The following is a 25,670-nucleotide window of genomic DNA, read 5'->3' as shown; positions in this document are numbered from 1 at the left end:
CAGCCACTGCCTGAATCCCTGAGCAGACGCTGCACAAGGCTGCGATCTTTTGTTTTTGAGCTACAGTACGCCGCTGCGCATCACCGATGCGCAGCGGTTTTTTTTCGTCTGGAGACAGTGGATTGTCGAGCCTCGCGCCACCTGTTGCACCCATCAATCGCTGGCAGGACGTGCTCGCCGGCCTGTCCATCGCAGGCCTCTTGCTGCCCGAAGCGGTGGCGTATTCGACCATCGCCGCGCTGGCGCCTCAGGCAGGGGTGATCGCCCTGTTTGCCGGGTTGCTGTGTTATGGGGTGTTCGGCACCAGTCGTTTTGCGATTGTGTCGGCGACGTCCTCGTCGGCCGCAGTGCTGGCGGCCGCGACGGCGACGCTGGCCAATGGTGACACGCAATTGCGCTCGACCCTGGCAGTCGGCCTGGTGTTGGTCACGGGCGGCTTGTTTCTATTGGCCGGGCTCTTTCGTCTGGGCAGTGTCACCGCCTTCATCGCCAAACCGGTTTTACGCGGATTTGCCTTCGGCCTGGCGCTGACGATCATTCTCAAACAGGTCGCCAGCGTGGTCGGCGTGCATCTGACTGACGCCAATCTGGTGCGCTTCGCCCCGCAATTGCTTGAACAACTGCCGCAATGGAACTGGCCAGCCGCCGCTGTCGCTGCCGTTGCGCTGGTGTTGCTAGGGTTGTTTTCACGATTCCCTCGGTTACCCGGTGGCTTGCTGGTGGTGGTGATCGTCATCGTCGCCGGGCAATGGCTGAACCTGCCGGCATACGGCGTGAAGATGATCGGCATGATTGACCTCAGCCTCGAAGTGCCCAATTTGCCAGTGCTGCCGTTCGCCGACTGGCTGCGTTTGGGCGAGGTAGGGTTTGCGCTGGTGATGATTCTGTATGCGGAGTCGTATGGCTCGATCAGTGCGTATGCGCTCAAGCATGGCGACCGCGTCACTTCAAACCGCGATCTGCTGGCGCTGGGCGCGTCGAACCTGCTTTCCGGGTTGTTTCATGGCATGCCGGCAGGCGCCGGGTATTCGGCGACTTCGGCGAATGAAGCAGCGGGTGCGACGTCACGCTGGGCCGGCGCGGTGGCAGCACTGGTGGTGTTGATCATCGTGCTGACGGTGTTGCCATGGATTGCCCTGACGCCGGAGCCGATCCTCGCCGCGATTGTCATGCATGCGTTGGGTCGCGGCTTGAGTTTGCAGCCGCTGGGCCGGTATTTCATCTGGCGCCGGGATCGTTTGCTGGTGATCTGCGCAGTCTCTGCCGTGCTGCTATTGGGCGTGCTGGACGGCTTGCTGGTCTCGGTGGCGATCAGTGTGCTGTTGATGCTCAAACAGATGTCGGCGGCGGATATTCAGGTGCTCGGGCGGATTGATGGCGGGCACGATTTTGTTGATGTGCAGCGTCATCCCATTGCCCAGACGGAGCCTGGCGTAATGATCATTCGGCCCAGTGAGGCGTTGTTCTTTGCCAACGTTGAACGAATTCTGGGGGCGGCGTTAAGACTGGTCCGCCATGCAGAGGTGCCGGTGCACACGGTGATTCTGAGTCTTGAAGAGACGCCGGACCTGGATGGCACCAGCATTGAGGCGATGCAGGAGTTTTTCTTGCGGGTGCATCAGGAGGGCAAGCGGCTGATTCTGGCGCGGCTCAAGCATGAAGCGCTGACGGTGTTGGAGGCTTTGCCTGAAGTGCAGGCCAACGGTGTGATTCTCAGCGGTTTGAGCGTCGATGGCGCCGTGCAGAAAGCCCTCAAGTTCAACCCATAACTCTATGGGGGAAATGCAGTTCTCTTGTCTGGCAAGAATCAAATGTGGGAGCGAGCCTGCTCGCGAAAGCGGTGTGTCAGTCGATGTAACTATTGGATGATGAATCGCTTTCGCGAGCAGGCTCGCTCCCACAGGGTCTATATGTGAAGCATAAAAAAAACGCCGCTCATCTCACGATGGGCGGCGTTTTTCATTGCGTTGTAACGTTAGGCTTGAACGACCGGGATGTTGGCGTTCGCAGCAGCTTCACGGAACTCGGCGATCTGGTCGAAGGACAGGTAGCGGTAGATATCGGCCGCCATGCTGTCGATCTTGCCAGCGTATTCCATGTACTCCTCGACGGTCGGCAGGCGACCCAGGATCGAAGCCACGGACGCCAGCTCGGCCGAAGCCAGGTAGACGTTCGCGCCGTCGCCCAGACGGTTCGGGAAGTTACGGGTCGATGTCGACACCACGGTGCTGTTCGGCTCTACACGTGCCTGGTTACCCATGCACAGCGAGCAGCCCGGCATTTCCATGCGTGCACCAGCCTTGCCGTAGATGCCGTAGTAGCCTTCTTCGGTCAGTTGGTGAGCGTCCATCTTGGTCGGCGGCGACAGCCACAGACGGGTTGGCAGCTGACCCTTGACCTGATCCAGCAGTTTACCGGCAGCGCGGAAGTGACCGATGTTGGTCATGCACGAACCGATGAACACTTCGTCGATCTTCTCGCCAGCAACGCTGGACAGCAGACGAGCATCGTCCGGATCGTTCGGCGCGCACAGTACCGGCTCGCTGATGTCGGCCAGATCGATTTCGATGACTTCGGCGTATTCGGCGTCGGCATCGGCTTCCATCAGTTCCGGGTTGGCAACCCAGGCTTCCATCGCTTGAGCACGACGCTCCAGGGTACGCGCATCGCCGTAGCCTTCGCCGATCATCCAGCGCAGCAGGGTGATGTTGGAGTTCAGGTACTCGGTGATCGACTCTTTCGACAGCTTGATGGTGCAACCGGCAGCCGAACGTTCGGCCGAGGCGTCGGACAGTTCGAACGCCTGCTCCAGGGTCAGACCTTCCAGACCTTCGATTTCCAGGATGCGGCCGGAGAAAGCGTTTTTCTTGCCTTTCTTCTCAACGGTCAGCAGACCGTTCTGGATGGCGAAGTAAGGAATCGCATGAACCAGGTCACGCAGGGTGATGCCAGGTTTCATTTTGCCTTTGAAGCGCACCAGGATCGATTCCGGCATGTCCAGCGGCATAACGCCGGTGGCTGCAGCAAACGCAACCAGACCGGAACCGGCCGGGAACGAAATGCCCATCGGGAAACGGGTGTGCGAGTCACCACCGGTACCGACGGTGTCTGGCAGCAGCATGCGGTTCAGCCACGAGTGGATGATGCCGTCGCCCGGACGCAAGGAAACGCCGCCGCGGGTCATGATGAAGTCAGGCAGGGTGTGGTGGGTAGTCACGTCGATCGGCTTTGGATACGCCGCGGTGTGGCAGAACGACTGCATTACCAGATCAGCGGAGAAGCCCAGGCACGCCAGGTCTTTCAGTTCGTCACGGGTCATTGGACCGGTGGTGTCCTGAGAACCTACGGTGGTCATCTTCGGTTCGCAGTAGGTGCCAGGGCGGATGCCTTTGCCTTCTGCCAGACCGCAAGCCTTGCCGACCATTTTCTGCGCCAGGGTGTAACCCTTGGTACTTTCGATCGGTGCATCAGGCTTCTTGAACAGGTCGAACGCTGGCAGACCCAGTTCGGCGCGAGCCTTCTCGGTCAGGCCACGGCCGATGATCAGCGGGATACGGCCGCCAGCGCGGACTTCGTCCAACAGCACCGGAGTCTTCATTTCGAAGGTGGTCAGGACTTCGTCGGTGCCGTGTTTGCAGACTTTGCCAGCATGCGGGTACAGGTCGATCACGTCGCCCATGTGCATGTTGGAAACGTCGAACTCGATTGGCAGTGCGCCGGCATCTTCCATGGTGTTGTAGAAGATCGGAGCGATTTTGCTGCCGAAGCAGAAACCGCCAGCGCGCTTGTTCGGCACGTAAGGAACGTCGTCGCCGAAGAACCACAGCACCGAGTTGGTAGCGGATTTACGCGACGAACCGGTACCGACCACGTCACCGACGTAGGCGATCGGGAAGCCTTGACCGCGCATTTCTTCGATCTGCTTCATCGGGCCGATGGCGCCCTGTTGATCAGGAACGATGCCGTCACGGGCCATTTTCAGCATGGCCAGGGCGTGCAGCGGGATGTCTGGACGCGACCAGGCATCTGGAGCAGGGGACAGGTCGTCGGTGTTGGTTTCGCCGGTGACTTTGAAAACGCGCAGGCTGATCTTGTCTTCCAGCGTTGGGCGGTTTTTGAACCACTCGCCGTCAGCCCAGGATTGCAGCACGGCTTTAGCGTGAACGTTGCCGTTCTTGGCTTTCTCCGCGACGTCGTGGAACGCATCGAACATCAGCAGGGTGTGCTTGAGTTGCGCGGCAGCGACTGGCGCCAGCTCGGCGTCGTCCAGCAGGTCAACCAGAGTGACGATGTTGTAGCCGCCCTGCATGGTGCCGAGCAGTTCTACAGCGCGCTTTTTGTCCAGCAGAGGGGAGGAAACTTCGCCCTTGGCCAGTGCAGACAGGAAGCCGGCTTTGACATAAGCCGCTTCGTCCACGCCTGGTGGAATGCGATTGGTGATCAGGTCAACGAGAAATTCTTCTTCGCCAGCCGGAGGGTTTTTCAGCAGCTCGACCAGGCCTGCTGTTTGTTCGGCGTTAAGCGGCTGGGGAACGATACCCAGGGCTGCACGCTCTTCGATATGTTTGCGGTAGGCTTCAAGCACAGTTATTACCCTCATCAGTGGTCCCAAATGGGTGTCCGGGACGCTCATCCCGAAATTGCCGTACTCATGCTCCTCACGACGTTGTGGGTCGTTCGGCCAGAATTACCGGCAATTCCTTACAGAAGCTGCTTTCAAAGTTTTACGCCTGCAGAACGGGGAGCTGATGAGGGTTGGCGCTGGATTTTTCCCCGCTGGAAAAATCCCTCGCCAACACCGCTCTGAAGGAACGACTGTGCTCGTGACGCTTTGAAAACAGCTTCTAACGGACATTGGCGCCTTAAAAGGCTGGCTGATTCTACGGCAAAAAAAATTTAAAGGTAAGTCGCGCTCTATTGGACTTTCGTGGCAATGCGCGCGGCCGGGTCAAACGCGCGGTACGGCTGAGACCCTGATGTTTGAGGGGTGATCAATGGCCGACAAAGGGCTAACATGCCGACCTGTTCCGCGTTTCAGTGTTTTGCCTATCTTATGCCCAATCAGACCATCAAGACCCCTTGCGTCGGCCTCTGCTCCACTGTTTACGGTGATCTGGTGTGCCGTGGCTGCAAGCGTTTCCACCACGAAGTGATCCATTGGAATGGATACAACGAGGAGGAAAAGCGCGCGGTGTGGCTGCGTCTGGAGCAATTGCTGTCACAAGTGATGGCGGGCAAGGTCGAGATTTTCGATTCGGCGCGCCTGCGAGAGCAGCTGGAACAGCGCAAGATCCGCTTCGTGCCGCATCAGTCGGAATATTGCTGGGCGTATCAGCTGATTGCCCGGGGTGCGCGGGTGATCATTAATCTGGAAGCGTACGGGATGGTGCTGCTGCCGGAGTTTCGTGACTGGAACCTGCCGGAACTGCGCGATGCCATTGATCGGGAATTCTTCCTGCTGTCGGAAGCGCACTATCAGCGCTACATCGCCCCCGGCTTTCTGAAGGACGCCTTCGGCGCCTGAAGGTCGAAAGCTTCGCGAGCAGGCTCGCTCCCACAGGGGAATGCATTCCAACTGTAGGAGTGAGCCTGCTCGCGATAGCGGTAGTGCATTCAAAGAAGGTGGTGACTGACAGGACGCAATCGCGAGCAGGCTCACTCCTACAGGGATCGCATTTCAAATGTGGCTGTTCAGTGCTTCACCGCCAACTCCACCAAATGATCCTCAACCTCCTGCGGCTTGAGCACCAGCACATCGCTTTCCAGCGCATCCAGAATCACTTCCGCCGTATTCCCGATCAACGCCCCGGACAACCCGGTACGCGCCACCGTGCCTATCACGGTCACCGCTGCCTGCAGCTTGTGCGCCATGAACGGGATCAACACATCCGCCGGGCCTTCCTCGATGTGCAGATGTTCATCATCAACATCGAATTCGGCCTGAAACGCCCGACATTGCTCGCGATAACGCGCCGCGATGGTTTCACTCAGTTGCAGCGTCGGGTCCGCTGCTGACAGCATCGGCGATGGATGTGCGGCGATCACATGCAGATGCGCTTTGGCCAGACTGGCAATGTCGTAGCCATGATCAATGATCGTCGTGTGCAAATGCCGGTGCTCGCCATCGGCATTGCCTACGTCCACGGCTGCCAGAATCACCTTGTCCTTCCAGGAACCGGCGGTTTTCACCAGCAACACCGGGGTAGGGCAGTGGCGCAGGAGTTTCCAGTCGGCCGGGGTCAGCAGGGCTTTTTTCAGTGAACTGTCCGGGAAGTGCTGTTTGATCACCAGCCCGCAGCCCTCGGCCTGCTGCACATCGATGATGGTTTCATGCAGGCTCTCGTTCCACGCCTGCTCGGTGGTCACGCTGTAGCCATCGGCCACCAGCGCAGCCTTGAGTACGCCAAGCATGCCGGCATGGTCGTGTTTCTTGTCGCACACCAGCAGGTGCAGATGGGCCTGGGTCACGCCCGCGATCAGCTTGGCGCGCTTGAGCGCCAGGCTTTCCGAATGTTCGGGTTCGATGACCACCAGAATGCTGCGAATGGCTTGCATGAGCGGAGTCTCCAGCAAAGAAAAGGCACGGCGTTGCACAACTATAGTTGCTGCTCGATCGTGCGCGACTTGATGCATATCAACGCCAGCCGCTGGTGGTCTGCGGACAGGCCGGTATAATCGGCGCCCTTCGCTCGAACACCTTTTACCGTGAGCCCCATGATCCTTCCCGAAATCCACGAATTCCTTGGCTGCCGCACCCCCGACGCCTGGGTTCAGGCGGCACTGGCCGATCAGGACACCCTGCTGATCGACCACAAGAACTGCGAGTTCAAGGCTGCCAGCACCGCCCTGAGCCTGATTGCCAAGTACCATTCCCACGTCGACCTGATCAACATGATGTCGCGTCTGGCCCGGGAAGAACTGGTGCACCACGAGCAGGTCATGCGCATCATGAAACGGCGCAAGATCGAACTGCGCCAGCTGCATGCCGGTCGTTACGCCTCGGGCTTGCGCAAGGTCGTGCGCAGCCATGAGCCGGTGAAACTGGTCGATACGCTGGTGGTCGGCGCGTTTATCGAAGCGCGCAGTTGCGAGCGGTTCGAAGCGCTGGTGCCGCACCTGGACGAAGAACTCGGCAAGTTCTACTTTGGCCTGCTGAAAAGCGAGGCGCGGCATTTTCAGGGTTATCTGAAGCTGGCCTATCAGTACGGTGATGCGAAGGATATTGCTCAGGTCATCGACAAAGTCCGCGTCGCCGAGCAGGAACTGATCGAATCGCCGGACGAAGAGTTTCGCTTCCACAGCGGTGTGCCAGCATAAGATTGTTAAAAACTCTTAAGAGTATGAAACATCACCGAAAACCGGCCCCAGCGGCCGGTTTTTGCTGTCTGAAGCAAACGCCTTGCCCGCGATTGCCGCCATAATGCCGACCACTTCACACTTGGGTGGCAGACGGTCGTTATGGATAACCTGGGTTTTGGCAAAGTCCTGTTGGTGGAAGACGATGAGCGTCTGGCGGCGTTGATCGCGCACTTTCTCGAACAACACGGCTACGAAGTGCGCACCGTGCTGCGCGGCGACCTGGCCGTGGCGGCCTTTCTCGAATTCAAGCCGAAAGTCGTGGTGCTCGACCTGATGCTGCCGGGGCAGAGCGGGTTGCACGTGTGCCGCGAGATTCGCAGTGTGTCGGACACGCCGATCGTGATTCTGACCGCCAAGGAAGATGACCTCGACCACATTCTCGGCCTGGAATCCGGCGCCGATGACTATGTGATCAAACCGATCAAGCCGCCGGTGTTGCTGGCCCGGTTGCGAGCGCTGCAACGGCGCCAGGTGCCGGACAGCAATGTGGTCAGTTTTCTCGAGTTCGGCCAGTTGAGCGTTGACCGCAGTTGTCGGGAAGTAAGGCTGGCGGGCGAGGTCATTGAAATGACCACCATGGAATTCGAACTGCTGTGGTTGCTGGCCAGCGCCGCCGGCAAGGTTCTGTCGCGTGACGACATCCTCAATCGCATGCGCGGGATCGCCTTCGACGGCCTCAACCGCAGCGTCGACGTGTACATCAGCAAGTTGCGCAACAAGCTCAAAGACAATCCCCGCGAGCCGATCTGTATCAAGACCGTGTGGGGCAAGGGTTATCTGTTCAATCCGTTCGCGTGGGAGCTGTAGATGCTGCGGTTATTTCTCGGGCTGTTTCTGGTCATGACGATGGGGCTGGTGCTGGCCTTGCAGACGGTCGAGCGTACCTTCGATGCCTTGCTCGATTATCAGATGCAGGACTACAACCGTGAGGCCGTGCGCGGACAGGCCTGGACGTTGGGTCAGCAATTGCGTGAACTCGACGGCCCGGCCCGGGAAAACCAGCTGAAAACGATTCGCCCGCATTACGGCTTGGGACTGACGCTGGTCGACGCCTCTGAACTGGCACTGAGCGAAACGGAAAAAGCCGAGCTGGCCAAAGGGCTGCTGGTGATCCGTGACAAATACACCCAGTACATTTCCGCGATTGACGATGGCCCGCAATTACTCAGCATCCGCTTGCCGGCCGAGCCGAGTCTGATGCCGTTCTACATCGCCGGCGCCTATCTGATGATTGCCGTGATGATCGGCATCGTCCTGTTTTTCTGGGTGCGTCCGCACTGGCGCGATCTGGAGAAACTGCGCCTCGCTGCAGAGCGTTTCGGCGATAACGATCTGTCGGTGCGCATTCAACTGTCGAAGCGCTCGAACATCCGCGATCTGGCCGAGCACTTCAACCTGATGGCGGCGCGCATCGAAGGTCTGATCGCCAATCAGCGTGAACTGACCAACGCCGTGTCCCACGAACTGCGCACACCGATTGCGCGGCTGTCGTTTGAACTCGACCAGCTCAAACAGCAACCGGACGCCAGTCAGAACCGTGAGCTGATTGCCGACATGTACGCCGACCTCGGTGAGCTCGAGGAAATGGTTTCGGAACTGTTGACCTACGCCAGCCTCGAGCGCGGCGCGACGGTGATCAAGCGCGAAAACATACAGGCTGCCAATTGGCTCGACAGTGTGGTCGGCAGCGTGGCGCTGGAGGCAGAGGCGGCGGGCGTGCAGTTGCTGATCGGTGATTGCCGGCTCGACACCGTGCGCATTGAACCGCGATTCATGGCGCGGGCGGTGATCAACCTGCTGCGCAACGCGATTCGCTATGCCGAGCAACGGGTTGAGGTGACACTGGAGCGCACGGGCGATTATTACCAAGTGCGAGTCAATGACGATGGGCCGGGCGTGCCGCTGGACGGGCGGGAGAAGATCTTCGAGCCGTTTTCGCGGCTGGATGCCAGTCGGGATCGGCGTACGGGTGGGTTTGGTTTGGGCCTGGCGTTGGTGCGCCGGGTCTCACAGTCCCATGGCGGGCAGGTTGAGGTGGGGGATTCGGCTTGGGGTGGGGCGTCGTTCCGGATGACCTGGGCGCATCTGGATTAATGCTGTGATCTGTGCCGGCCTCTTCGCGAGCAGGCTCGCTCCCACACTGGATTTGTGAGCACCACAGATCACTGTGGGAGCTTGCTGGCGAAGGGGTCAGTCCAATCAGCATTTTTGCGGCTGACCCACCGCTATCGCGAGCAGGCTCACTCCTACAGGGTCTTGTGTCTTGCTCAAAATTTGTAGGCAACGCAGCCCCCCCTGTAGGAGTGAGCCTGCTCGCGATAGGGCCATCCATGGCGCCGCTATTTCAGCCCAGAATCAAAAATCCCACTTGGTCGTCAGCATCAAATTGCGCGGCTCACCGTAGAACGTGGTGTCGAAGTTGCCCAGGCCGGTCAGGTAGCGCTTGTCGAAGACGTTATTGGCGTTGACCGTGAAGCTCAGGTGCTCGTTGTACTGATAGCGGCTCATCAGGTCGACGAGGGTGTAGCCGCCCTGTTTGATCCGCGTGTAGTCGCCGGCCGGGGCGCTGTAGATCTTTCCGTAGAACGCGCTCTGCCAGCTCACGCCGCCACCGACGGTGACCTTGTCGAGCACGCCGGGCAAACGGTAGGTAGTGAAGGTGCGCACCGTATGCTCAGGCTTGGTGGTCGACAACGGATAACCGTACATGCGCTGCTCATCGGCATCACGGGTGCGCGCGTAGGTGTAACCGGCGGAGACGTTCCAGCCTTCGGCCAGTTCGCCGGCCAGTTCCAGCTCCACGCCCTTGGTGGTGGCGCCGTCGATGGCTTTGTAGATGCCTTCGTTGGTCACCGCGTTGGTGCCGATCGACTCGGCCACGCCGTCCTGCTCGATGCGGAAGAACGCCAGGCTGGCGTTGAGGCGACCGTCGAAATACGCCGCTTTCAAACCGGTTTCATAGCTGTCGCCCTCGACCGGCGCAAGCGTCGAGCCGTTGGCGTCCTTGTAGGTCTGCGGCTGATAAATGCTGGTGTAGCTGGCATACAGCGAGTAGGTGTCGTCGAGGTCATAAATCACCCCGGCGTACGGTGTGACCACGCCGTGTTCCTTGTAACTGGTGTGGGTGTCGTCGAGGCCGGCGCCGGGGTTGTAGCGGTAGTCTTCGTTGTATTTGAAGGTGCTCAAGCGGCTGCCGAGAATCACCGAGAGATCGTCGGTCGGGCGCAGGCGCGTGGCCAGGTAAATGCCGTTCTGGCTCTGGGTGCGCTCGTATTTGCCGTTCTTCGGGAAATCCTGTTTCGGCAGATTGCCGTCCCAGTCGTAGATGCTCCCTGGCACTTCGGAAAACGCACTGGTGTCGTAGGTCGCGCCAGTCTGTCGCGAGTGCGAGGTCATGACCCCGACGATCAGTTCATGCTCGCGACCACCGAGGGTGAAAGGGCCAGAGACGTTGACGTCAGCGGTGTTCTGCACGCGGTGACCTTGCCAGCGTCCCCAGTACATGAACATGCCTTCGCCGCTGGCGCGGTTCGGATTGCCACCGCTGGCCGAAGCGAGGCGGGTGTCGTGATCGGTGGTTTTCTGGTCGAGGCTGACTTTGAATTTCCAGTCATTGGCCAACGCCTGTTCCAAGGAGGCGAAGTAGGTGATGTTGTCGAAATCGCGGCGGCTCCAGTCAGCGGCGGAGTTGAAGTGGCGACCAAAGTCGGTTCGCCCGCCATCGGCGAAATACACCGGGTTGCCGGTCCACGACGAACCGCGCGGGGTCGTACTGGATTTGTCTACGCCGAAGGTCAGCAGAGTGTCGTCGCTCAGATCCGCTTCGAGGATGCCGTAGAACAGGTCTTTGCGTTGACTGTAGTGATCCAGATAGGAATTCTGATCGGAGTAGGCACCGACGAAACGCCCGCGCACGTTGCCCGAGTCGGTCAGCGAACCGGAAATATCACCCACGGTGCGGTAGGCATCCCACGAACCAACGGTGCCGCTGATCGAAGCTTTGAACTCTTTGGTCGGCTTCTTGCGGATCAGGTTGACTGTGGCCGACGGGTCGCCGGAGCCTGTCATCAGGCCGGTGGCGCCTTTGATGATTTCAATGCGGTCGATGCTGGCGGCGTCGTCGCCGTTGTTCGGGTTCTCGCCGTACACGCCGTCGTATGGAATGTTGACGCCGTCGTACTGGAAGTTGGTGATCGCCAGTCCGCGCGCGGAAAACTCGGTACGGTCGCTGTCGTACTTCTGCATCGAAATGCCGGGGGTATTGCGCAACGCATCACCGACACTTTGTACGCCGCGATCGTCCATTTGCTGGCGAGTGATGACCGTCACTGATTGCGGGGTTTCGCGGATCGAAAGTGGCAGGCCGGTGGCCGAGGACATCGCGCCGGTGGTGTAGGAGCGGGTGTCTTCGGTAGTGGCGCCGAGGCCTTGGGCGGAAATGTTGGTGGCGCCCAGTTGCAAGGTCTGGTCGGTTTTTTCAGCGGCGTTGGCAGAAATGCTCAGCAAGGCCAGTGCCAGCGGGCACAGGGCGAAACGGACGTGCGACATGGAGATCCCTTTGCATCGAATCGATCGGTAGTTGAAGTGCTTCTGAGGGGTTAACCGAACGAACAACGCAAAGGGGAACTGCTGGAACAAAAAATAGTGAAGCAGTGGCGATCCCCTGTAGGCCTTCGCCTGCTCGCGATAGCGGTCTATCAGTTGACATTGTTGTTGTCTGACACACCGCTATCGCGAGCAGGCTCACTCCTACAGGGGTAGGCTGGAGTTGCGAGGTCAGCGGGTCAAGCCGAGGCGTTCATGCCATTCGGCAATGGATTCTTCGGGGTAGACGTCGAACTGTTGGTCTTTGGTTTTGGCCTCGACTTCGACCCAGGTTGCTTTCGAACCGAGCATCAGATGCGTGTGCTCCGGCGGCACCGGCAACGGTGTATCGATGGCCGAGGCGAACGGGTGGATCAGCTCCGGCCACTCCGGGCTGAACAGCCACAAGCCGCTGCCGCACAGTGAACAGAAATGCCGCTCGGCGCTGCTGCGATGGGCGCGTTTGTCGCCCTCGTCTTTCATCTTCGCGTGATAGACGCTGATATGTTTGCGCCCGCGTACCTTGAGGCTGGTCGCGTCGCCGCCGAGGTTGATCGCATAACCGCCACCGCCCTGGGTCTTGTGGCAGATCGAGCAATAGCAGCGTTGATAAGGGTAGGGGTGGGCGCTGGTGAGGCTGAACGTGACCTCGCCGCAATGGCAGGAGCCTTCGAGATGCATGGGTGCTCTCCGGTTTCTGAATGTGCGCTTGAGCCTAGAACATTCAGTGCGATGCAGGCCGGTGTGATTCGACGGGCGGGCGCAGCGTCTAGCCCCAGTGTCCCCGCAATCCCATGGGGCGAGACTTCGGAACCCGGCATGCAAGCGCTGTTGAACGAGATTCTTGACGCTGTCCGCCCGCTGATCGGGCAGGGCAAGGTGGCTGACTATATTCCCGCCCTCGGCACGGTGCCGGCCAATCAACTGGGCATCGCCGTGTACGGCAACGACGGCGAGATGTACTGCGCCGGTGACGCCGAGACGCCGTTCTCGGTGCAGAGTATTTCCAAGGTGTTCAGCCTGGTGCAGGCGATCGATCATTCCGGCGAAGCGATCTGGGAGCGCCTCGGTCACGAGCCTTCCGGGCAGCCGTTCAACTCGCTGGTGCAGCTGGAATTCGAGCGCGGTCGGCCACGCAATCCGTTCATCAATGCCGGTGCGCTGGTGATCTGCGACATCAACCAGTCGCGCTTCGCCGCGCCGACCCTGTCGATGCGCGATTTCGTCCGGCGCCTGTCCGGCAATCCGCAGATCATGATCGACGGCAAAGTCGCCGACTCCGAATACCAGCACCGCGCGCGCAATGCGGCGATGGCGTATCTGATGCAGTCGTTCGGCAACTTTCACAACGACGTCGAAGCGGTGCTGCGCAGCTATTTCAGCCACTGCGCGTTGCGCATGAACTGCATCGATCTGGCCCGGGCGTTCTGCTTTCTGGCCAACGACGGTTTCTGCAAACACAGCGGCGAACAGATCCTCACGCGTCGGCAAACCCAGCAGGTCAACTCGATCATGGCCACCAGCGGGCTGTATGACGAAGCGGGCAACTTCGCTTATCGCGTCGGCTTGCCGGGCAAGAGCGGTGTCGGCGGCGGGATTGTTGCGGTGGTGCCGGGGCAGTTCACGGTGTGCGTGTGGTCGCCGGAGTTGAATGCTGCGGGGAATTCGCTGGCGGGGATGGCGGCGCTGGAGATGCTCAGTTCGCGGATTGGCTGGTCAGTCTTTTGATCTGAAACCCAATCCCTGGAGTGAGCCTGCTCGCGATAGCGTAGTGTCAGTCAACATGTGTGTATCTGATCCACCGCTATCGCGAGCAGGCTCACTCCTACACTGGTTTTGTGTTGCCTGTGGGGAGGCTGTTCCTATACATTTTCCGGCCGCTCCCTGCATGGTGAATCCGCTTCATGTCTCTTGCGCTCGAACGTCTAGTCGCTGGCACGCCGATCCCTTTCGCTGGTAACCGCGTCACCGTGGTCAGCCCCGAACTGGCCGCGCGTTTTCAGCCCGGTGACCACCTGTTGGTGGAGCAGGTCAGTGGCGAGTTGTTGTTGATTCCCGTGGCGGATCAGCAGGCGGCGTCCGTGGCCATCGAACGCGCGGCAGCGGCATTCACCGCACTGTCGGCGGTGTCCGATGAGGCCATCAGCCAGTTCTTCGACTTGTTCGCACAACGTCTGGAAACCCCGGACTGCTGGGCGCACATCGAAACCGCCAACCTTGCCGATATCGAACGGGCCAAGGCGCGCGGCCGCTCGACCACCCGTTTGCTCGCCGATGGGCGCATGCGCGACGACATGATCGCCGGCCTGCGTGCCTGGCGCGATGCCGCCGCCACGCGCGGCAAAGTCATCAGCAGCGTCGAGCACGACGGCTGGAAGGTTGAGCAGGTGGTTTCGCCGCTGGGCATTGTCGCGTTTGTCTTTGAAGGTCGACCGAACGTGTTCGCCGACGCGGCGGGTGTCTTGCGCACCGGCAACACCGCCGTGCTGCGTATCGGCAGCGATGCCTTGGGCACCGCGCAAGCCATCGTCACTCACGCACTGAACCCGGCGCTGGCTGATGCAGGTCTGCCGGCCGGCGCGGTGTCGTTGGTGGAAAGCGTCAATCACGCCGCCGGTTGGGCGATGTTTGCTGACCGACGTTTGTCGCTGGCGGTGGCGCGTGGTTCGGGTCGTGCGGTCAGTCAGTTGGGCAGCATTGCCCAGCAGGCTGGCACCGCCGTCAGCCTGCACGGTACGGGTGGCGCATGGTTGATCGCCGATCGTGCTGCCGATGCCACACGCTTTGCCGCCGTGGTGCGCAACTCGCTGGACCGCAAAGTGTGCAACACCCTCAACGTCTGTCTGATCCAGCGTGATCGCGCGGCGGAACTGGTGCCGTTGTTTCTTGATGCATTGCAGCAGGCCGGCACCGCGCGAGGCCAGGGCTGCAAATTGCACATCGTCGAAGGCAGCGAACGTTACCTGCCAAGCGAGTGGCAGAACGCGACGGTCGAGGTCTATCGCGCTGAGGGTTATCAGACTGAAGCACTGGCTGAGCCCTTGGCGGAATCCGCATTGGGTCGCGAGTGGGAATGGGAAGAAACCCCGGAAGTCAGCCTGATGATTGTCGACGATCTGGATCAGGCGATTGCGTTGTTCAATCGCTACAGCCCGCAATTTACCGTGTCGTTGATCAGTGAGGATCCAGCCGTACAAGAGCGTTTTTACAACGCGGTGAATGCGCCGTTCGTGGGCAATGGCATTACCCGTTGGGTCGACGGCCAGTACGCGCTGAACAAGCCGGAGCTGGGGCTTTCGAACTGGGAGAGTGGGCGCTTGTTTGCGCGCAGTGCGATTCTTTCGGGGGATGGCGTGTTCACTGTGCGCAGCCGCATGACGCAGATCGATCTCACAGTAAAACGCTGATCTGGCGGACAATGATCGTTCCCACGCTCCAGCGTGGGAACGCAGCCCGTGACGCTCCGCGTCACTGGACGCAGAGCGTCCCTTGAGGCATTCCCACGCAGAGCGCGGGAACGATCAGTTGCTCAGGCCGCGTGCGTGGTTTGTGCATGGATCGCGCAAGTCGCCGGTTGCTCGGCCAGTGGCACAAACGTGCGGCGGTCGGCGGACAGCGCATCGATCGAGCCGGTCTCGATGTCATACACCCAGCCATGCAGATTCAGCAGGCCTTTTTCCTGGGCCAGACGCACGCTCGGGTGGGTCTGGATATTCGCCAGTTGCGCGATCACGTTCTCGCGCACCATCGAACTCAACTTCGCCGCGTCATTGGCGTGTGGACGCGCCTCGTTAACCACTTTCGCCGACTCGGCATGCTGCAGCCAGCCACTGACGGCGGGTAAGTGATCCATGCATTTGCACTGGGCAATCGCGGTCATCGCGCCGCAGTCAGAATGCCCGCAGATCACAATATCGGTCACGCCAAGCACCGCCACCGCGTACTCCACCGTCGCCGAAACCCCGCCCGGATGCGGGCTATACGAAGGGACGATATTGCCGGCATTGCGGATCACAAACAGTTCGCCGGGTTCTTGTTGGGTCAATAATTCCGGCACTACACGGCTGTCGGAACAGGTGATGAACAAGGTGCCGGGCTGTTGCGTGGTCGCCAGGTGTTTGAACAGTTCGGTGCGTTGCGGGAACGCTTCGTTCTGGAATTTCAGGAAGCCATCAATCAGGTTTTTCATGGTGTTGTCCTCTCAGTTCGAGCAACCGCTGCCGAATTCGCTGTATTGAAGAATGTGTTTGCCGCCGTGGCTGTCCAGATACGTCATCTCCACCGGCACCACGCCACACACGTCGGCAACCGGGGTAATGCTCAGCACTTGGGCGATATCCAGTTGCATGCCGTAGCGGTAGGCAACGGCCTCGTCAGTGGCAGATGCCTGGGCGCAAACGCCGCCGAGCAAAGCCAGAATCAACAGAATTTTTTGCATGGGGCAGCCTCCAGATGTGTTGGTGACGGGTAGCCATTTGGGATGGGTTGACCCGCACGCAGGGTGCGGGCCGGTGCGGATCAGAACGGACGCAGGGGCAGGAATTTGCCGTCGAGGGTGACCACAGCGCGGGAGCCGCCTTCCGGGTCTTCGACTTTCTTGATGTCGAGTTTGAAGTTGATCGCGCTGATGATGCCGTCGCCGAATTGCTCGTGAACCAGCGCTTTGAGGGTGGTGCCGTAGATCTGGATCATCTCGTGGAAGCGGTAGATGGTCGGGTCGGTCGGCACGCCGCTGAGGCTGCCACGCAGGGGGATGATCTGCATCGCCGCGACGTCTTCAGCGCTCAGTTCAAGCTTGTCGCCGACCACTTGGGCGGCGTTTTCTGGCAGCGGGTGTTGGCCAAGCAGGGCTGCGGTGACGTACGCCAGGCTCAGGCCGGTGCCGTCGGCCAGATCCTGCCACGACAGATCTTTGCGTGCCTTGGCGTCGAGAACGCGGGTGGTCAGGGCCAGGCTGGTGTCGTTGTAGGCGTGGGACTGTTGCATGGTGTCACTCCTTTCAGGGGTTGGCTTGCTGTGTGGGATTGATCTTCTGCTGATTCATCCATAGCGTCCAAGACCGATATACAATGCTTGGCATAAGTCCTGCCTATAGATGGTGATTCCCATGCTGCTGCGACATTTGCGTTATCTGCTGGCCGTTGCCGATCACGGCGGCTTCACCCGTGCCGCCGAGGCGTTGCATGTGTCGCAGCCAACCCTGTCGCAGCAGATTCGCCAACTGGAGGAAACCCTGGGGGTGAGCCTGTTCGATCGCACTTCGCGTACGGTCAAACCGACGGACGCCGGCGTGGCCTACATCGAATGCGCGCGGCGGGTGTTGGTCGAGCTGGAGGCGGGCAAGCGCGCGTTGCATGACGTGAAGGATTTGTCTCGCGGGACGTTACGTCTGGCGATGACGCCGACATTCATGGCGTATCTGGTCGGGCCGTTGGTGCGCGACTTTGCCGCGCGGTATCCGGGGATTCATTTGCAGATCTTCGAGTTGTCGATGGATGACATTGAGGCGGGGCTGGCGGATGACTCGCTGGATATTGCGATTGCGTTCACGCCGGTGCGCAGCGCCGATATCGAGTGTATTCCGGCGTTTATCGAAACGTTGGGGATCATGGTCGGGCGGGAGCATCCGTTGTATGACAGTGTGGCGGTGCTGACACCGGAGGATATCGCTTCACTGGATTTCGCCTTGTTGGCGCCGGACTTCATCACGCGGTTATCGGTGGATGAGTATTTCCGTCAGCAGGGGATTACGCCGCAGGTGCGGATCGAGGTGAACTCGGTGAGTACGTTGCTGGAAGTGGTGCGGCATTCGCCGCTGGCGACGATGTTGCCGGAAGCGATTGCGACGGAGGATCGGGCGTTGCGCAGGTTGCGGGTCGAGAGTGATGCGCCGCAGCGTGGGGCGGCGTTGTTGCGGCGGCGCAATAATTATCACAGTGCGGCGGCGGTGGCGTTTGTGGAATTGGTGTTGGACATGGGAAGCCCCTCACCCTAACCCTCTCCCAGAGGGAGAGGGGACTGACCGCGAGATGTTGAAGAAATACGCCGACCTGGGAGTCTTTTGCTGAATCCATAATCAACTCGGTGTTCCGGGTTGACGAATGACTTGAGATCACTCGGTCGGCTCCCTCTCCCTCGGGAGAGGGCTGGGGTGAGGGGCTACAATTCCAGTCACGCCAAATCAATGCAAGCGAACAAAAAAAGGCCTGCTTCCTTTAAGGAAGCAGGCCTTTCAATTATTTAATGACTAACTCAGCAAAACCGATCAATCACCCGAACTTCATTGTTGTTCTGCATCGAACCCCACGCCTGTTTCAGCGTTTGCAGAACATTACCGATGAAGTCCTTGTCGGCCGCGGCTTTCTTGCCAACATAACCGTGGCCGCGACGGTACATCTTCAGGCGGGCCAGCAGGTTCTGATGGTTGCGGTCGAACTCTTCTTCGCCAGCATGAGGCGCCAGGCAGTCGATATGCACCTGCCCCGACTTGCTGATCCACAGAATATGGCTGTCATGGCTGTCTTTCTGCGCAGCGAACATACGAGCCAGTTCTTCGATAGTTGGTTGATTGTTCAGATTCATGATATTGCCCCTTGACCAGTCTGGTGATCTTTCAAAGTTGATTCGCTAATACAGGTAGCCCATCGGTTAGTTGATCCCTGGCACCGAAACCAGGACGTCAGCGCTCGCCCGTGGACAGTACGGGGTCGTGCATCTGTTGCATGTAGTCGTGTTGAATAACTGCTACGCAATAGCGTCACAACGAGGAGAAGCAGCGAAAACCGGGAGGCTCCTTGACGACATTTTCAGTGTCGACCACAAGCGTCTTGAGAATTTTCGCCAGCGCTTCTCGTCCTTGTACTGGACGTTCAGGCCAGGTCAGCTTCTTCAATCTGCCTTGTGGGCAGCGTGTATCCGGAAAAAACAACTCGGCGGTCAGACGAGTTTGCTCAAGCGTGTTACCGATGTTCCCGATCGGGGAACGTCTTCATCATGCAAAAGCAAAACGATGCCGTCAACGGTTTTGTAGTGATTATTTTTGTTCACTACATATTGTCGGACAAAGCTGTTTTGGAATGAGAAAGAATCCGTTCAGGCAACGGAAAAAGGCGTGCGCAGCCCGTAGAAGGTGCACGGATAACCGTCTACTTCGCGCTGCTGCAGGGTGAAGCGGCCATTGCTCAACAACGGAATCAGCCTGGCCCAGAAGCGCTGGGCCGGCAGGTTGGCGTCGATATGGAAAATCTGCCATTGACCGGGGATCTGGCTCAAGAGGGCAGAGACGACAAACTGCGCGACGCCTTGGCCACGAAAGCGTCGGGCGATGAAAAAGTAGCCGATGTTGTGTTCGGCACCGGGAATGTGGATTTCGTCATCGACGGTCACAAACCCGGCCAGTTCGCCGCCGACGCGAATCAGAAAGGGGCGGGTAGCCGGGTGGCGCCAGTAGTCGGTTTTCGGCTGGATGGAGAAGAAACCATGATCAGCGAGCTTCAGCGGCAGCCATTCGCTAAAGTCGTACATGTAGAACTGCATGAGGTTTTCGAGGACTTCCAGCTCATCGCGCTGAGCAGGGTGCAGTTCGATATTGGCCATGCGCCGGGTTCCTGACAGTGATGAGCCTTGCAGAAACACTAGCGGGTTTTATTTGCCAGCCGGTTTCGGCACGCGTTTGGTGGTGCCTGTGGTTTTGCTGCGCGTCGATTTGCGTTTCTTCTTCCACGGTGCCGCGGCTTTGCCGGCCGGCGGCGGGCCGCTGATGGTCAGGCTGAGGCTGGAGCAGCGTGTCACCTGTTTGCTCATCCACGCCGCTTGTTTGGTAACGAATTCTTCCAGGCTCATTTCGCCACTTTGCACCATGTCCAGCGCCTGCTCCCAGATCGCCGTGGTGCCGGGATCGGCAATCGCGCGGGGCACCGCATCGATCAGGCTGAACGCCGCCGGTGTGGCGGCGAGGGCCTTGCCGTTTTTCACCAGATAGCCCCGATCAATCAAGCCCTGAATGATCGAGGCGCGGGTGGCTTCGGTGCCGATCCCGGTGGTGTCCTTGAGTTTCTGTTTGAGCAGTGGATCCTCGACCAGTTTGGCGACGTTTTTCATCGCCTTGATCAGATCGCCCTCGGTGTAGGGTTTCGGTGGTTGCGTCCACAGATCCTTGAATTTCACTGCGGCGATGGCGCATTCGACGCCTTGGCTCAGAGCCGGCAAGGTTTGCGGCGCGGGTGCTTCGCGGCCCTTGGCGGGTGCCAGCGCCTCGGGCAGAGCACGCTTCCAGCCCGGTTCGATGATTTGCTTGCCGACGGCGCGCAGGGCTTCACCGGCGCAATCGAAATCGGCCTGGGTGCGATCGTATTCGTGATTGGGCAGGAACTGCGCCAGATAGCGCGCACGGATCAGCGTGTAGACCGCGCGGTGCTTGCCGCTCAGGCGCTCAAGGTTTTTCGCTGCAGCAGTGGGAATGATGCCGTGGTGCGCGCTGACTTTGGCGTCGTTCCATGCTCGGGATTTGCGTTGCGGCTCGAGAAACCCGTTGAGCGCTTCAAGGCCCGGATCGGCCTGACGCAACGCAGCGAGGATCCCCGGCGCCTCGCTGTGCTGGCTCAGGGGCAGATAACCGCAATCACTGCGCGGGTAAGTGATGACTTTGTAGGTTTCGTAGAGCGCCTGGGCGATATCGAGGGTTTCCTGCGCACCGAGGCCTAGTTTCTTCGAACAGACTTCCTGCAAGGTGCCGAGATCGAAGGGCAGGGGCGCCACTTCGCGCATGCGCTCGGTTTTCAGCTTGATCACTCGAGCACTGGCAGCGCTGCTGATCGCAGCCGCCGCTTGCTGGGCCAGCGCTTGATTCAGGCAGCGCTCCTGATCGTCACAGACATCCGACGGCGCCCGCCACTGCGCGGTAAACGGGATGCCGTTGTACAGCAGATCAACATCGATCGCCCAGAATGGCACTGGCACGAAATCGGCGATGCTGCGGTCGCGATCAACCACCAGCCGTAAGGTCGGTGTCTGCACCCGGCCTACTGGCAACACGCCTTGATAACCCGATTGCCGACCGAGCAGTGTGAACAGCCGGCTCATGTTCATGCCGATCAGCCAGTCTGCCCGCGAGCGGCCCAGCGCCGAGTGATACAGGCTGAACGTCTCGGCCCCCGGTTTCAGCGCGGCCAAGGCTTTGCGGATCGATGCTTCGTCCAGCGCCGACAGCCACAAGCGGCGGATCGGCCCGCGATAACGACAATGCTCGACCAGTTCCCGGGCGATCATCTCGCCCTCACGGTCGGCGTCGGTGGCGATGATCAGTTCGCTGGCCTCGCCGAGCAGGCGCTTGACCGCTTTGTACTGGCTGGCGGTGCGCGGCTTGACGGTCATTTTCCACTTGTCCGGAATGATCGGCAGATCGGCCAGTACCCAGCGCTTGTAGCGCGCGTCATAGGCATCTGGCGGCGCGGTTTCGAGCAAGTGGCCGATGCACCAGGTCACCGTGACGTCCGTTCCCAGCCAGCAGCCGTCGCCCCGACGCTTGGCGCCGAGCACGGCCGCAATATCTTTGGCCTGGGAGGGTTTTTCACAGAGGTACAGCCGCATAACCACCATCGTCGATCAAGGTCTGAACAGGTGCACAGAATGGCCGGACTTGGCGCCAGGGGCAACTTTTATCTGTATGGATATACAGATAAAAAGCATTGCAGCAGGTGACGGGCAATACAGGGACGCGGCCCGGGCTATCGAGAAATTGATTAGCGCCCGGTTTGCGCCTGTGTCAGGTTTTTCGCCGATGCAAACACGCGAGTGACAGGACGATCTCGCCAGAAGATCGCCGTGGTCTGTCGACACTGACTACTCAGAAACAAGGAAGTCCATCATGGCTCAAGCCAAATCGAAAACCAGCAGCGCCTTCGACGAAATCGATACGTTCAGCCACCTGTATGACCGTGGCGTCGGGCTGGTCAACGGCAAACCCTCATTCACTGCCGACCAGGCCGCTGATGAAATCCTGCGCAAAGGCCTGTCGTGGAGCGACAAGAACGCTGACGGCAAGATCGACCTCAGTTACAGCTTCCTGACCGAGAAACCGGCGAACTACAACGTCAAACTGGGCAACTTCAGCGAGTTCAGCGCCCAGCAAAAAGCTCAGGCCGTGCTGGCCATGCAATCCTGGGCTGACGTCGCCAACGTTACCTTCACTGAAGGCAAGGGCGGTGATGGCCACATGACCTTCGGCAACTACGATGTCAGCACCGGCGGCGCTGCGTTCGCTTACCTGCCGAGCGGCGGCAGCTATGACGGACAGTCGTGGTACTTGATCAACGATCAGTATCAGGTCAACAAAACCCCGGACACCAACAACTACGGGCGCCAGACCCTGACCCACGAGATCGGTCACACCCTTGGCCTGTCGCACCCGGGCGCGTACAACGCCGGTAATGGCAACCCGACCTATAACGACGCCAAGTACGCCGAAGACACCCGTGGCTACAGCCTGATGAGCTACTGGAGCGAAGCCAACACCGACCAGAACTTCAGCAAGGACGGCAGCGGCGCGTACGCCTCGGCGCCGTTGCTCGACGACATCGTCGCGGTGCAGAAACTGTATGGCGCCAACTACGCGACCCGCGCCGATGACACCACCTACGGTTTCAATTCCAGCGCCGAGCGCGATTTCTACAGCGCCACTTCGGCCTCCTCCAAAGTGGTTTTCTCGGTGTGGGATGGCGGCGGTAATGACACCCTGGATTTCTCCGGCTTCAGCCAGAACCAGAAGATCAACCTCAATGAAGGCTCGTTCTCCGATGTTGGCGGTCTGGTCGGTAACGTGTCCATCGCGCACGGCGTGACCGTGGAAAATGCCATCGGCGGTTCAGGCAATGATCTGCTGATCGGCAACGCCGCTGCCAATGAACTGATCGGCGGTGCCGGTAATGACATTCTTTACGGTGGTGGCGGTGGCGATTCTTTATGGGGCGGTGCAGGCGCAGACACCTTCGTGTTTGGCGCGGCCAGCGATTCGACTATGACCGCGCCAGACTGGATCATGGATTTCACCAGCGGCCTGGACAAGATCGACCTGTCGGGGATCGCCGGATTTGCGACTGGCGCAGCATCGCTGAACTTTGTCAGCGGCTTCACCGGGCATGCGGGCGACGCGATCCTGACCTACTTCGAGCAGACCAATCAGACCAGCCTGATGGTTGACCTGACGGGGCAGGGTTCGGTGGACTTTGCTGTGGGTGTGGTGGGGCAAGCGGTGGCGACTGATATTGTTGCGTGATGCCTGAAGAGCGGCCCTCACCCTAACCCTCTCCCAGAGGTAGAGGGGACCGATTGGGGGATGCTACAGAAATACATCGACCTGATAGCGCTTTGCCGAATCCATAATCGAAACCGCACGCTCAGGTCGATGTAGAACGAAAGACACCACCGTAGGCTCCCTCTCCCTCTGGGAGAGGGCTGGGGTGAGGGGCTTTTGAAGTTGATGGGCCGTTCGGCTGTAAATCCACTCCAACCATTACCAATGGGCTATACCTGAACCGGTCTCTTCGCCGTACCCAGGAGAACCCCATGAAAACCTCCGGCCCCAGTCCCGTCATTGCCCTCGAACAACTTCCCGGCTGCCTGATAGTTAAATTCCACGGCATCCAGGTTGCCGCGTCCTCCCACGTACTGATCCTCAACGAAGCCAACTATCCGCCGGTCTATTACATCCCTCGCGAAGACATCGACGAAAAGTACTTCGCCCGCACCGATCACACCAGTTACTGCCCGTACAAGGGCGATGCCAATTACTTCAGCCTGCAAGTGCCGGGGCATGAGGGCGCGAACGCGGTGTGGACTTATGAGAAACCGAAAATCTCGGTCGGGCCGATCAAGGACTACGTGGCGTTTTATCCCGATCAGGTGAAGTTCGAGGTGATCAAGGCTGATGCCTGAGCAAAAAAAACGGCGAGGGTAAAAGCCCTCGCCGATATCTGTCTGGTTGAGTTTCAGTTCTTGTCGAGATCGATATTCTTCGTCTCACGCAAACAGATCATCCCCACCACTAGGCTTACGCCGGTAATCAACACGGGATACCACAGCCCATAAAAAATATCCCCGGTGTACACCACCAGCGCAAACGACACTGTCGGCAGGAACCCGCCAAACCAGCCATTGCCGATGTGGTACGGCAGCGACATCGAGGTGTAGCGAATGCGCGTCGGGAACAGTTCGACCATCAGCGCTGCCAGTGGGCCGTAGCACATGGCCGAGATGATGATCAGCGCCACGATCAGGGCGACGATCATCGGTTTGTTGATTTGCTGCAAATCAGCCTGTTGCGGGTAGCCGGCGAGGGTGATCGCGCCGCGCAGGGCGGCCTCGTCGAAGCCATCGAGTTTGACGTCGCCGACGCTCACTTGCACGGCGCTGCCAGCAGGCGCAGCTGCGCTGGAGTAGGGCAGGCCTTGCTTGACCAGGAAGGTTTTGACCTTGTCGCACGGGCTGTCGAATTTGGCTTTACCGACCGGGTCGAACTGGAAGGTGCAGGTCGCCGGATCCGCCAGCACGGTGATCGGTGCCTGACGGCTGGCCTGATCGATCGCCGGGTTGGCGTAATGCGCGAGGGATTTGAAGATCGGGAAGTACAGCGCGGTGGCCAGCAGCAAGCCCAGCATCAGCACCGGTTTGCGCCCGACCTTGTCCGACAGCCAGCCGAAAAAGATGAAGAACGGCGCGCCGATGACCACGCTGATGATCAGCAAGGTGTTGGCCACCGCCGGGTCCATTTTCAGGAACTGGGTGAGGAAGAACAGCACGTAGAACTGCGCCGCGTAGAAGGTCACCGCTTGCCCGGCATTGATGCTGAACAGGGCGATCAGCACGACCTTGAGGTTTTCCCATTTGCCGAAGGATTCGCGGATCGGCGCTTTCGAAGTTTTGCCTTCCTCTTTCATTTTCAGATAGGCCGGCGACTCGTGCAGGCTCAGGCGAATCCAGGTGGAAATGCCCAGCAGCACGATCGACAGCAGGAACGGAATGCGCCAGCCCCACACTTCAAACTGATCGCCGGTGAAGTAGCGGCAACCGAGTACCACCAGCAGCGACAACAGCAGGCCGAGGGTCGCAGTCGACTGAATCCAACTGGTGTGGAAACCGCGTTTTCCGATAGGCGCGTGCTCTGCCACATAAGTCGCAGCACCGCCGTATTCGCCGCCGAGTGCCAGGCCCTGAAGCATGCGCAGCAGCACCAGAATGATCGGCGCGGCGATGCCGATGCTGGCGTAGGTCGGCAGCAGACCGACGCAGAACGTCGCCACGCCCATCAAAATGATCGTCGCAAGGAAGGTGTATTTGCGCCCGATCATGTCCCCCAACCGACCGAACACCAGCGCCCCGAACGGCCGCACGATAAAGCCGGCGGCGAAAGCCATCAGCGCAAAGATGAACGCCGTGGTGTCGTTGACCCCGGCGAAAAACTGCTTGCTGATCACCGCCGCGAGGGCGCCGTAGAGGAAGAAGTCATACCACTCGAACACCGTTCCCAGTGAGGAAGCGAAGATGACTTTGCGTGTATCCGGGCTGGTCTCGACGCTGCGCACGGCGTCCAGCGGCTGAACGTGTTCTGACATATCGGTATCCCTCACAGTGATTGTTTTTGTTGTTCCACTGGTGCTCGATGTCCATGAATCAAACGCATATCCCCTGTAGGAGTGAGCCTGCTCGCGATAGCGGTGTATCAGCCAACACAG

21 protein-coding genes are annotated in these 25,670 nt (G+C 59.6%); 10 read left to right on the top strand and 11 right to left on the bottom strand.

The genetic code is table 11. The annotated features are described in order from the left end of the window. Positions 1–122 precede the first annotated feature (122 nt). Complete coding sequence (locus KBP52_RS06500) at positions 123–1,769, top strand: SulP family inorganic anion transporter (RefSeq protein ID WP_212622407.1); 1,647 nt, start codon at positions 123–125, stop codon at positions 1,767–1,769. 206 nt (positions 1,770–1,975) lie between these two features. Here KBP52_RS06500 and acnB read toward each other — a convergent pair whose 3' ends face one another. Beyond that, positions 1,976–4,585, bottom strand: a complete 2,610-nt coding sequence (acnB, locus tag KBP52_RS06495; protein ID WP_077573399.1) for a bifunctional aconitate hydratase 2/2-methylisocitrate dehydratase — start codon at positions 4,583–4,585, stop codon at positions 1,976–1,978. A 468-nt stretch (positions 4,586–5,053) separates the two neighbouring features. Between acnB and KBP52_RS06490 the strand changes: the two genes are divergently transcribed. Next, positions 5,054–5,524 (top strand): DUF1289 domain-containing protein, encoded by a 471-nt coding sequence (locus KBP52_RS06490; protein ID WP_038366489.1) that lies wholly within the window; start codon positions 5,054–5,056, stop codon positions 5,522–5,524. A 167-nt stretch (positions 5,525–5,691) separates the two neighbouring features. Here the strand turns inward: KBP52_RS06490 and KBP52_RS06485 are convergent, their stop codons facing one another. Continuing rightward, on the bottom strand, positions 5,692–6,555 hold the full coding sequence (locus KBP52_RS06485) for a universal stress protein (RefSeq protein WP_077573398.1): 864 nt from the start codon (positions 6,553–6,555) through the stop codon (positions 5,692–5,694). 159 nt (positions 6,556–6,714) lie between these two features. Between KBP52_RS06485 and miaE the strand changes: the two genes are divergently transcribed. From miaE to KBP52_RS06470, 3 genes are all read left to right on the top strand, one after another. Beyond that, positions 6,715–7,317, top strand: a complete 603-nt coding sequence (gene miaE, locus KBP52_RS06480) for a tRNA isopentenyl-2-thiomethyl-A-37 hydroxylase MiaE (protein WP_212622406.1) — start codon at positions 6,715–6,717, stop codon at positions 7,315–7,317. Positions 7,318–7,458: 141 nt separating this feature from the next. Further along, entirely contained in the window at positions 7,459–8,166 is a 708-nt protein-coding gene (locus KBP52_RS06475) for a winged helix-turn-helix domain-containing protein (protein WP_077573396.1), read from the top strand. After that, the gene (locus KBP52_RS06470; RefSeq protein ID WP_212622405.1) at positions 8,167–9,453 is read left to right on the top strand and encodes an ATP-binding protein; all 1,287 of its coding nucleotides are present in this window, start codon (positions 8,167–8,169) and stop codon (positions 9,451–9,453) included. A 261-nt stretch (positions 9,454–9,714) separates the two neighbouring features. Here KBP52_RS06470 and KBP52_RS06465 read toward each other — a convergent pair whose 3' ends face one another. After that, on the bottom strand, positions 9,715–11,907 hold the full coding sequence (locus KBP52_RS06465) for a TonB-dependent siderophore receptor (protein ID WP_212622404.1): 2,193 nt from the start codon (positions 11,905–11,907) through the stop codon (positions 9,715–9,717). Between the two features lie 228 nt (positions 11,908–12,135). Continuing rightward, positions 12,136–12,624 (bottom strand): GFA family protein, encoded by a 489-nt coding sequence (locus tag KBP52_RS06460; protein ID WP_212622403.1) that lies wholly within the window; start codon positions 12,622–12,624, stop codon positions 12,136–12,138. Positions 12,625–12,762: 138 nt separating this feature from the next. On the opposite strand from KBP52_RS06460, the gene glsB reads away from it, so the two are divergent. Together glsB and KBP52_RS06450 are read left to right on the top strand one after the other, a co-directional pair. Then, positions 12,763–13,671 carry a glutaminase B gene (glsB, locus tag KBP52_RS06455; RefSeq protein WP_034152462.1) on the top strand — a complete coding sequence of 303 codons (909 nt, stop codon included), beginning with the start codon at positions 12,763–12,765 and terminating at the stop codon, positions 13,669–13,671. A 176-nt stretch (positions 13,672–13,847) separates the two neighbouring features. After that, entirely contained in the window at positions 13,848–15,350 is a 1,503-nt protein-coding gene (locus KBP52_RS06450) for an aldehyde dehydrogenase family protein (RefSeq protein WP_116031192.1), read from the top strand. Between the two features lie 122 nt (positions 15,351–15,472). Here the strand turns inward: KBP52_RS06450 and KBP52_RS06445 are convergent, their stop codons facing one another. From KBP52_RS06445 to cynS, 3 genes are all read right to left on the bottom strand, one after another. Continuing rightward, a complete protein-coding gene (locus tag KBP52_RS06445) occupies positions 15,473–16,132 on the bottom strand; it encodes a carbonic anhydrase (protein ID WP_077573391.1) in 660 nt (219 codons plus the stop codon). 12 nt (positions 16,133–16,144) lie between these two features. Further along, entirely contained in the window at positions 16,145–16,381 is a 237-nt protein-coding gene (locus KBP52_RS06440; protein ID WP_077573390.1) for a DUF2790 domain-containing protein, read from the bottom strand. Between the two features lie 80 nt (positions 16,382–16,461). Next, positions 16,462–16,929, bottom strand: coding sequence for a cyanase (cynS, locus tag KBP52_RS06435; protein WP_016982959.1), 468 nt, complete (start codon positions 16,927–16,929; stop codon positions 16,462–16,464). 121 nt (positions 16,930–17,050) lie between these two features. On the opposite strand from cynS, the gene cynR reads away from it, so the two are divergent. Beyond that, on the top strand, positions 17,051–17,938 hold the full coding sequence (gene cynR / locus KBP52_RS06430) for a transcriptional regulator CynR (RefSeq protein ID WP_212622402.1): 888 nt from the start codon (positions 17,051–17,053) through the stop codon (positions 17,936–17,938). A 257-nt stretch (positions 17,939–18,195) separates the two neighbouring features. Here cynR and KBP52_RS06425 read toward each other — a convergent pair whose 3' ends face one another. From KBP52_RS06425 to KBP52_RS06415, 3 genes are all read right to left on the bottom strand, one after another. Continuing rightward, on the bottom strand, positions 18,196–18,525 hold the full coding sequence (locus KBP52_RS06425; RefSeq protein ID WP_077573387.1) for a hypothetical protein: 330 nt from the start codon (positions 18,523–18,525) through the stop codon (positions 18,196–18,198). A gap of 510 nt (positions 18,526–19,035) precedes the next feature. Further along, positions 19,036–19,539: a GNAT family N-acetyltransferase gene (locus tag KBP52_RS06420; protein WP_212622401.1), complete on the bottom strand. Its 504-nt coding sequence runs from the start codon at positions 19,537–19,539 to the stop codon at positions 19,036–19,038. 48 nt (positions 19,540–19,587) lie between these two features. After that, entirely contained in the window at positions 19,588–21,531 is a 1,944-nt protein-coding gene (locus KBP52_RS06415) for a DNA topoisomerase III (protein WP_212622400.1), read from the bottom strand. A gap of 277 nt (positions 21,532–21,808) precedes the next feature. On the opposite strand from KBP52_RS06415, the gene KBP52_RS06410 reads away from it, so the two are divergent. Both KBP52_RS06410 and KBP52_RS06405 read left to right on the top strand, forming a co-directional pair. Continuing rightward, on the top strand, positions 21,809–23,215 hold the full coding sequence (locus KBP52_RS06410) for a serralysin family metalloprotease (protein WP_077573384.1): 1,407 nt from the start codon (positions 21,809–21,811) through the stop codon (positions 23,213–23,215). Between the two features lie 290 nt (positions 23,216–23,505). Beyond that, positions 23,506–23,874 carry a DUF427 domain-containing protein gene (locus tag KBP52_RS06405; protein WP_212622399.1) on the top strand — a complete coding sequence of 123 codons (369 nt, stop codon included), beginning with the start codon at positions 23,506–23,508 and terminating at the stop codon, positions 23,872–23,874. 53 nt (positions 23,875–23,927) lie between these two features. Here the strand turns inward: KBP52_RS06405 and KBP52_RS06400 are convergent, their stop codons facing one another. Then, the gene (locus KBP52_RS06400) at positions 23,928–25,550 is read right to left on the bottom strand and encodes an MFS transporter (protein ID WP_123593898.1); all 1,623 of its coding nucleotides are present in this window, start codon (positions 25,548–25,550) and stop codon (positions 23,928–23,930) included. Positions 25,551–25,670 lie beyond the last annotated feature (120 nt).

Origin of the sequence: Pseudomonas sp. SCA2728.1_7, assembly GCF_018138145.1 — a bacterium.
In the GTDB taxonomy this organism is placed as follows: domain Bacteria; phylum Pseudomonadota; class Gammaproteobacteria; order Pseudomonadales; family Pseudomonadaceae; genus Aquipseudomonas; species Aquipseudomonas koreensis_A.
The sequence above is the reverse complement of the archived record's forward strand: the minus strand, read 5'-3'. Positions and strand labels throughout refer to the sequence as shown.

Excerpts from the sequence above, each read along its gene's own strand:
- KBP52_RS06450 (WP_116031192.1), top strand. The coding sequence starts at position 13,848 with ATGTCTCTTGCGCTCGAACGTCTAGTCGCTGGCACGCCGATCCCTTTC.
- KBP52_RS06465 (WP_212622404.1), bottom strand. The coding sequence starts at position 11,907 with ATGTCGCACGTCCGTTTCGCCCTGTGCCCGCTGGCACTGGCCTTGCTG.
- KBP52_RS06445 (WP_077573391.1), bottom strand. The coding sequence starts at position 16,132 with ATGAAAAACCTGATTGATGGCTTCCTGAAATTCCAGAACGAAGCGTTC.
- KBP52_RS06405 (WP_212622399.1), top strand. The coding sequence starts at position 23,506 with ATGAAAACCTCCGGCCCCAGTCCCGTCATTGCCCTCGAACAACTTCCC.
- KBP52_RS06410 (WP_077573384.1), top strand. The coding sequence starts at position 21,809 with ATGGCTCAAGCCAAATCGAAAACCAGCAGCGCCTTCGACGAAATCGAT.
- KBP52_RS06420 (WP_212622401.1), bottom strand. The coding sequence starts at position 19,539 with ATGGCCAATATCGAACTGCACCCTGCTCAGCGCGATGAGCTGGAAGTC.
- cynR (WP_212622402.1), top strand. The coding sequence starts at position 17,051 with ATGCTGCTGCGACATTTGCGTTATCTGCTGGCCGTTGCCGATCACGGC.
- KBP52_RS06440 (WP_077573390.1), bottom strand. The coding sequence starts at position 16,381 with ATGCAAAAAATTCTGTTGATTCTGGCTTTGCTCGGCGGCGTTTGCGCC.
- KBP52_RS06460 (WP_212622403.1), bottom strand. The coding sequence starts at position 12,624 with ATGCATCTCGAAGGCTCCTGCCATTGCGGCGAGGTCACGTTCAGCCTC.
- KBP52_RS06425 (WP_077573387.1), bottom strand. The coding sequence starts at position 18,525 with ATGAATCTGAACAATCAACCAACTATCGAAGAACTGGCTCGTATGTTC.
- KBP52_RS06400 (WP_123593898.1), bottom strand. The coding sequence starts at position 25,550 with ATGTCAGAACACGTTCAGCCGCTGGACGCCGTGCGCAGCGTCGAGACC.
- cynS (WP_016982959.1), bottom strand. The coding sequence starts at position 16,929 with ATGCAACAGTCCCACGCCTACAACGACACCAGCCTGGCCCTGACCACC.
- KBP52_RS06490 (WP_038366489.1), top strand. The coding sequence starts at position 5,054 with ATGCCCAATCAGACCATCAAGACCCCTTGCGTCGGCCTCTGCTCCACT.
- KBP52_RS06470 (WP_212622405.1), top strand. The coding sequence starts at position 8,167 with ATGCTGCGGTTATTTCTCGGGCTGTTTCTGGTCATGACGATGGGGCTG.
- KBP52_RS06485 (WP_077573398.1), bottom strand. The coding sequence starts at position 6,555 with ATGCAAGCCATTCGCAGCATTCTGGTGGTCATCGAACCCGAACATTCG.
- miaE (WP_212622406.1), top strand. The coding sequence starts at position 6,715 with ATGATCCTTCCCGAAATCCACGAATTCCTTGGCTGCCGCACCCCCGAC.
- glsB (WP_034152462.1), top strand. The coding sequence starts at position 12,763 with ATGCAAGCGCTGTTGAACGAGATTCTTGACGCTGTCCGCCCGCTGATC.
- KBP52_RS06475 (WP_077573396.1), top strand. The coding sequence starts at position 7,459 with ATGGATAACCTGGGTTTTGGCAAAGTCCTGTTGGTGGAAGACGATGAG.
- KBP52_RS06415 (WP_212622400.1), bottom strand. The coding sequence starts at position 21,531 with ATGCGGCTGTACCTCTGTGAAAAACCCTCCCAGGCCAAAGATATTGCG.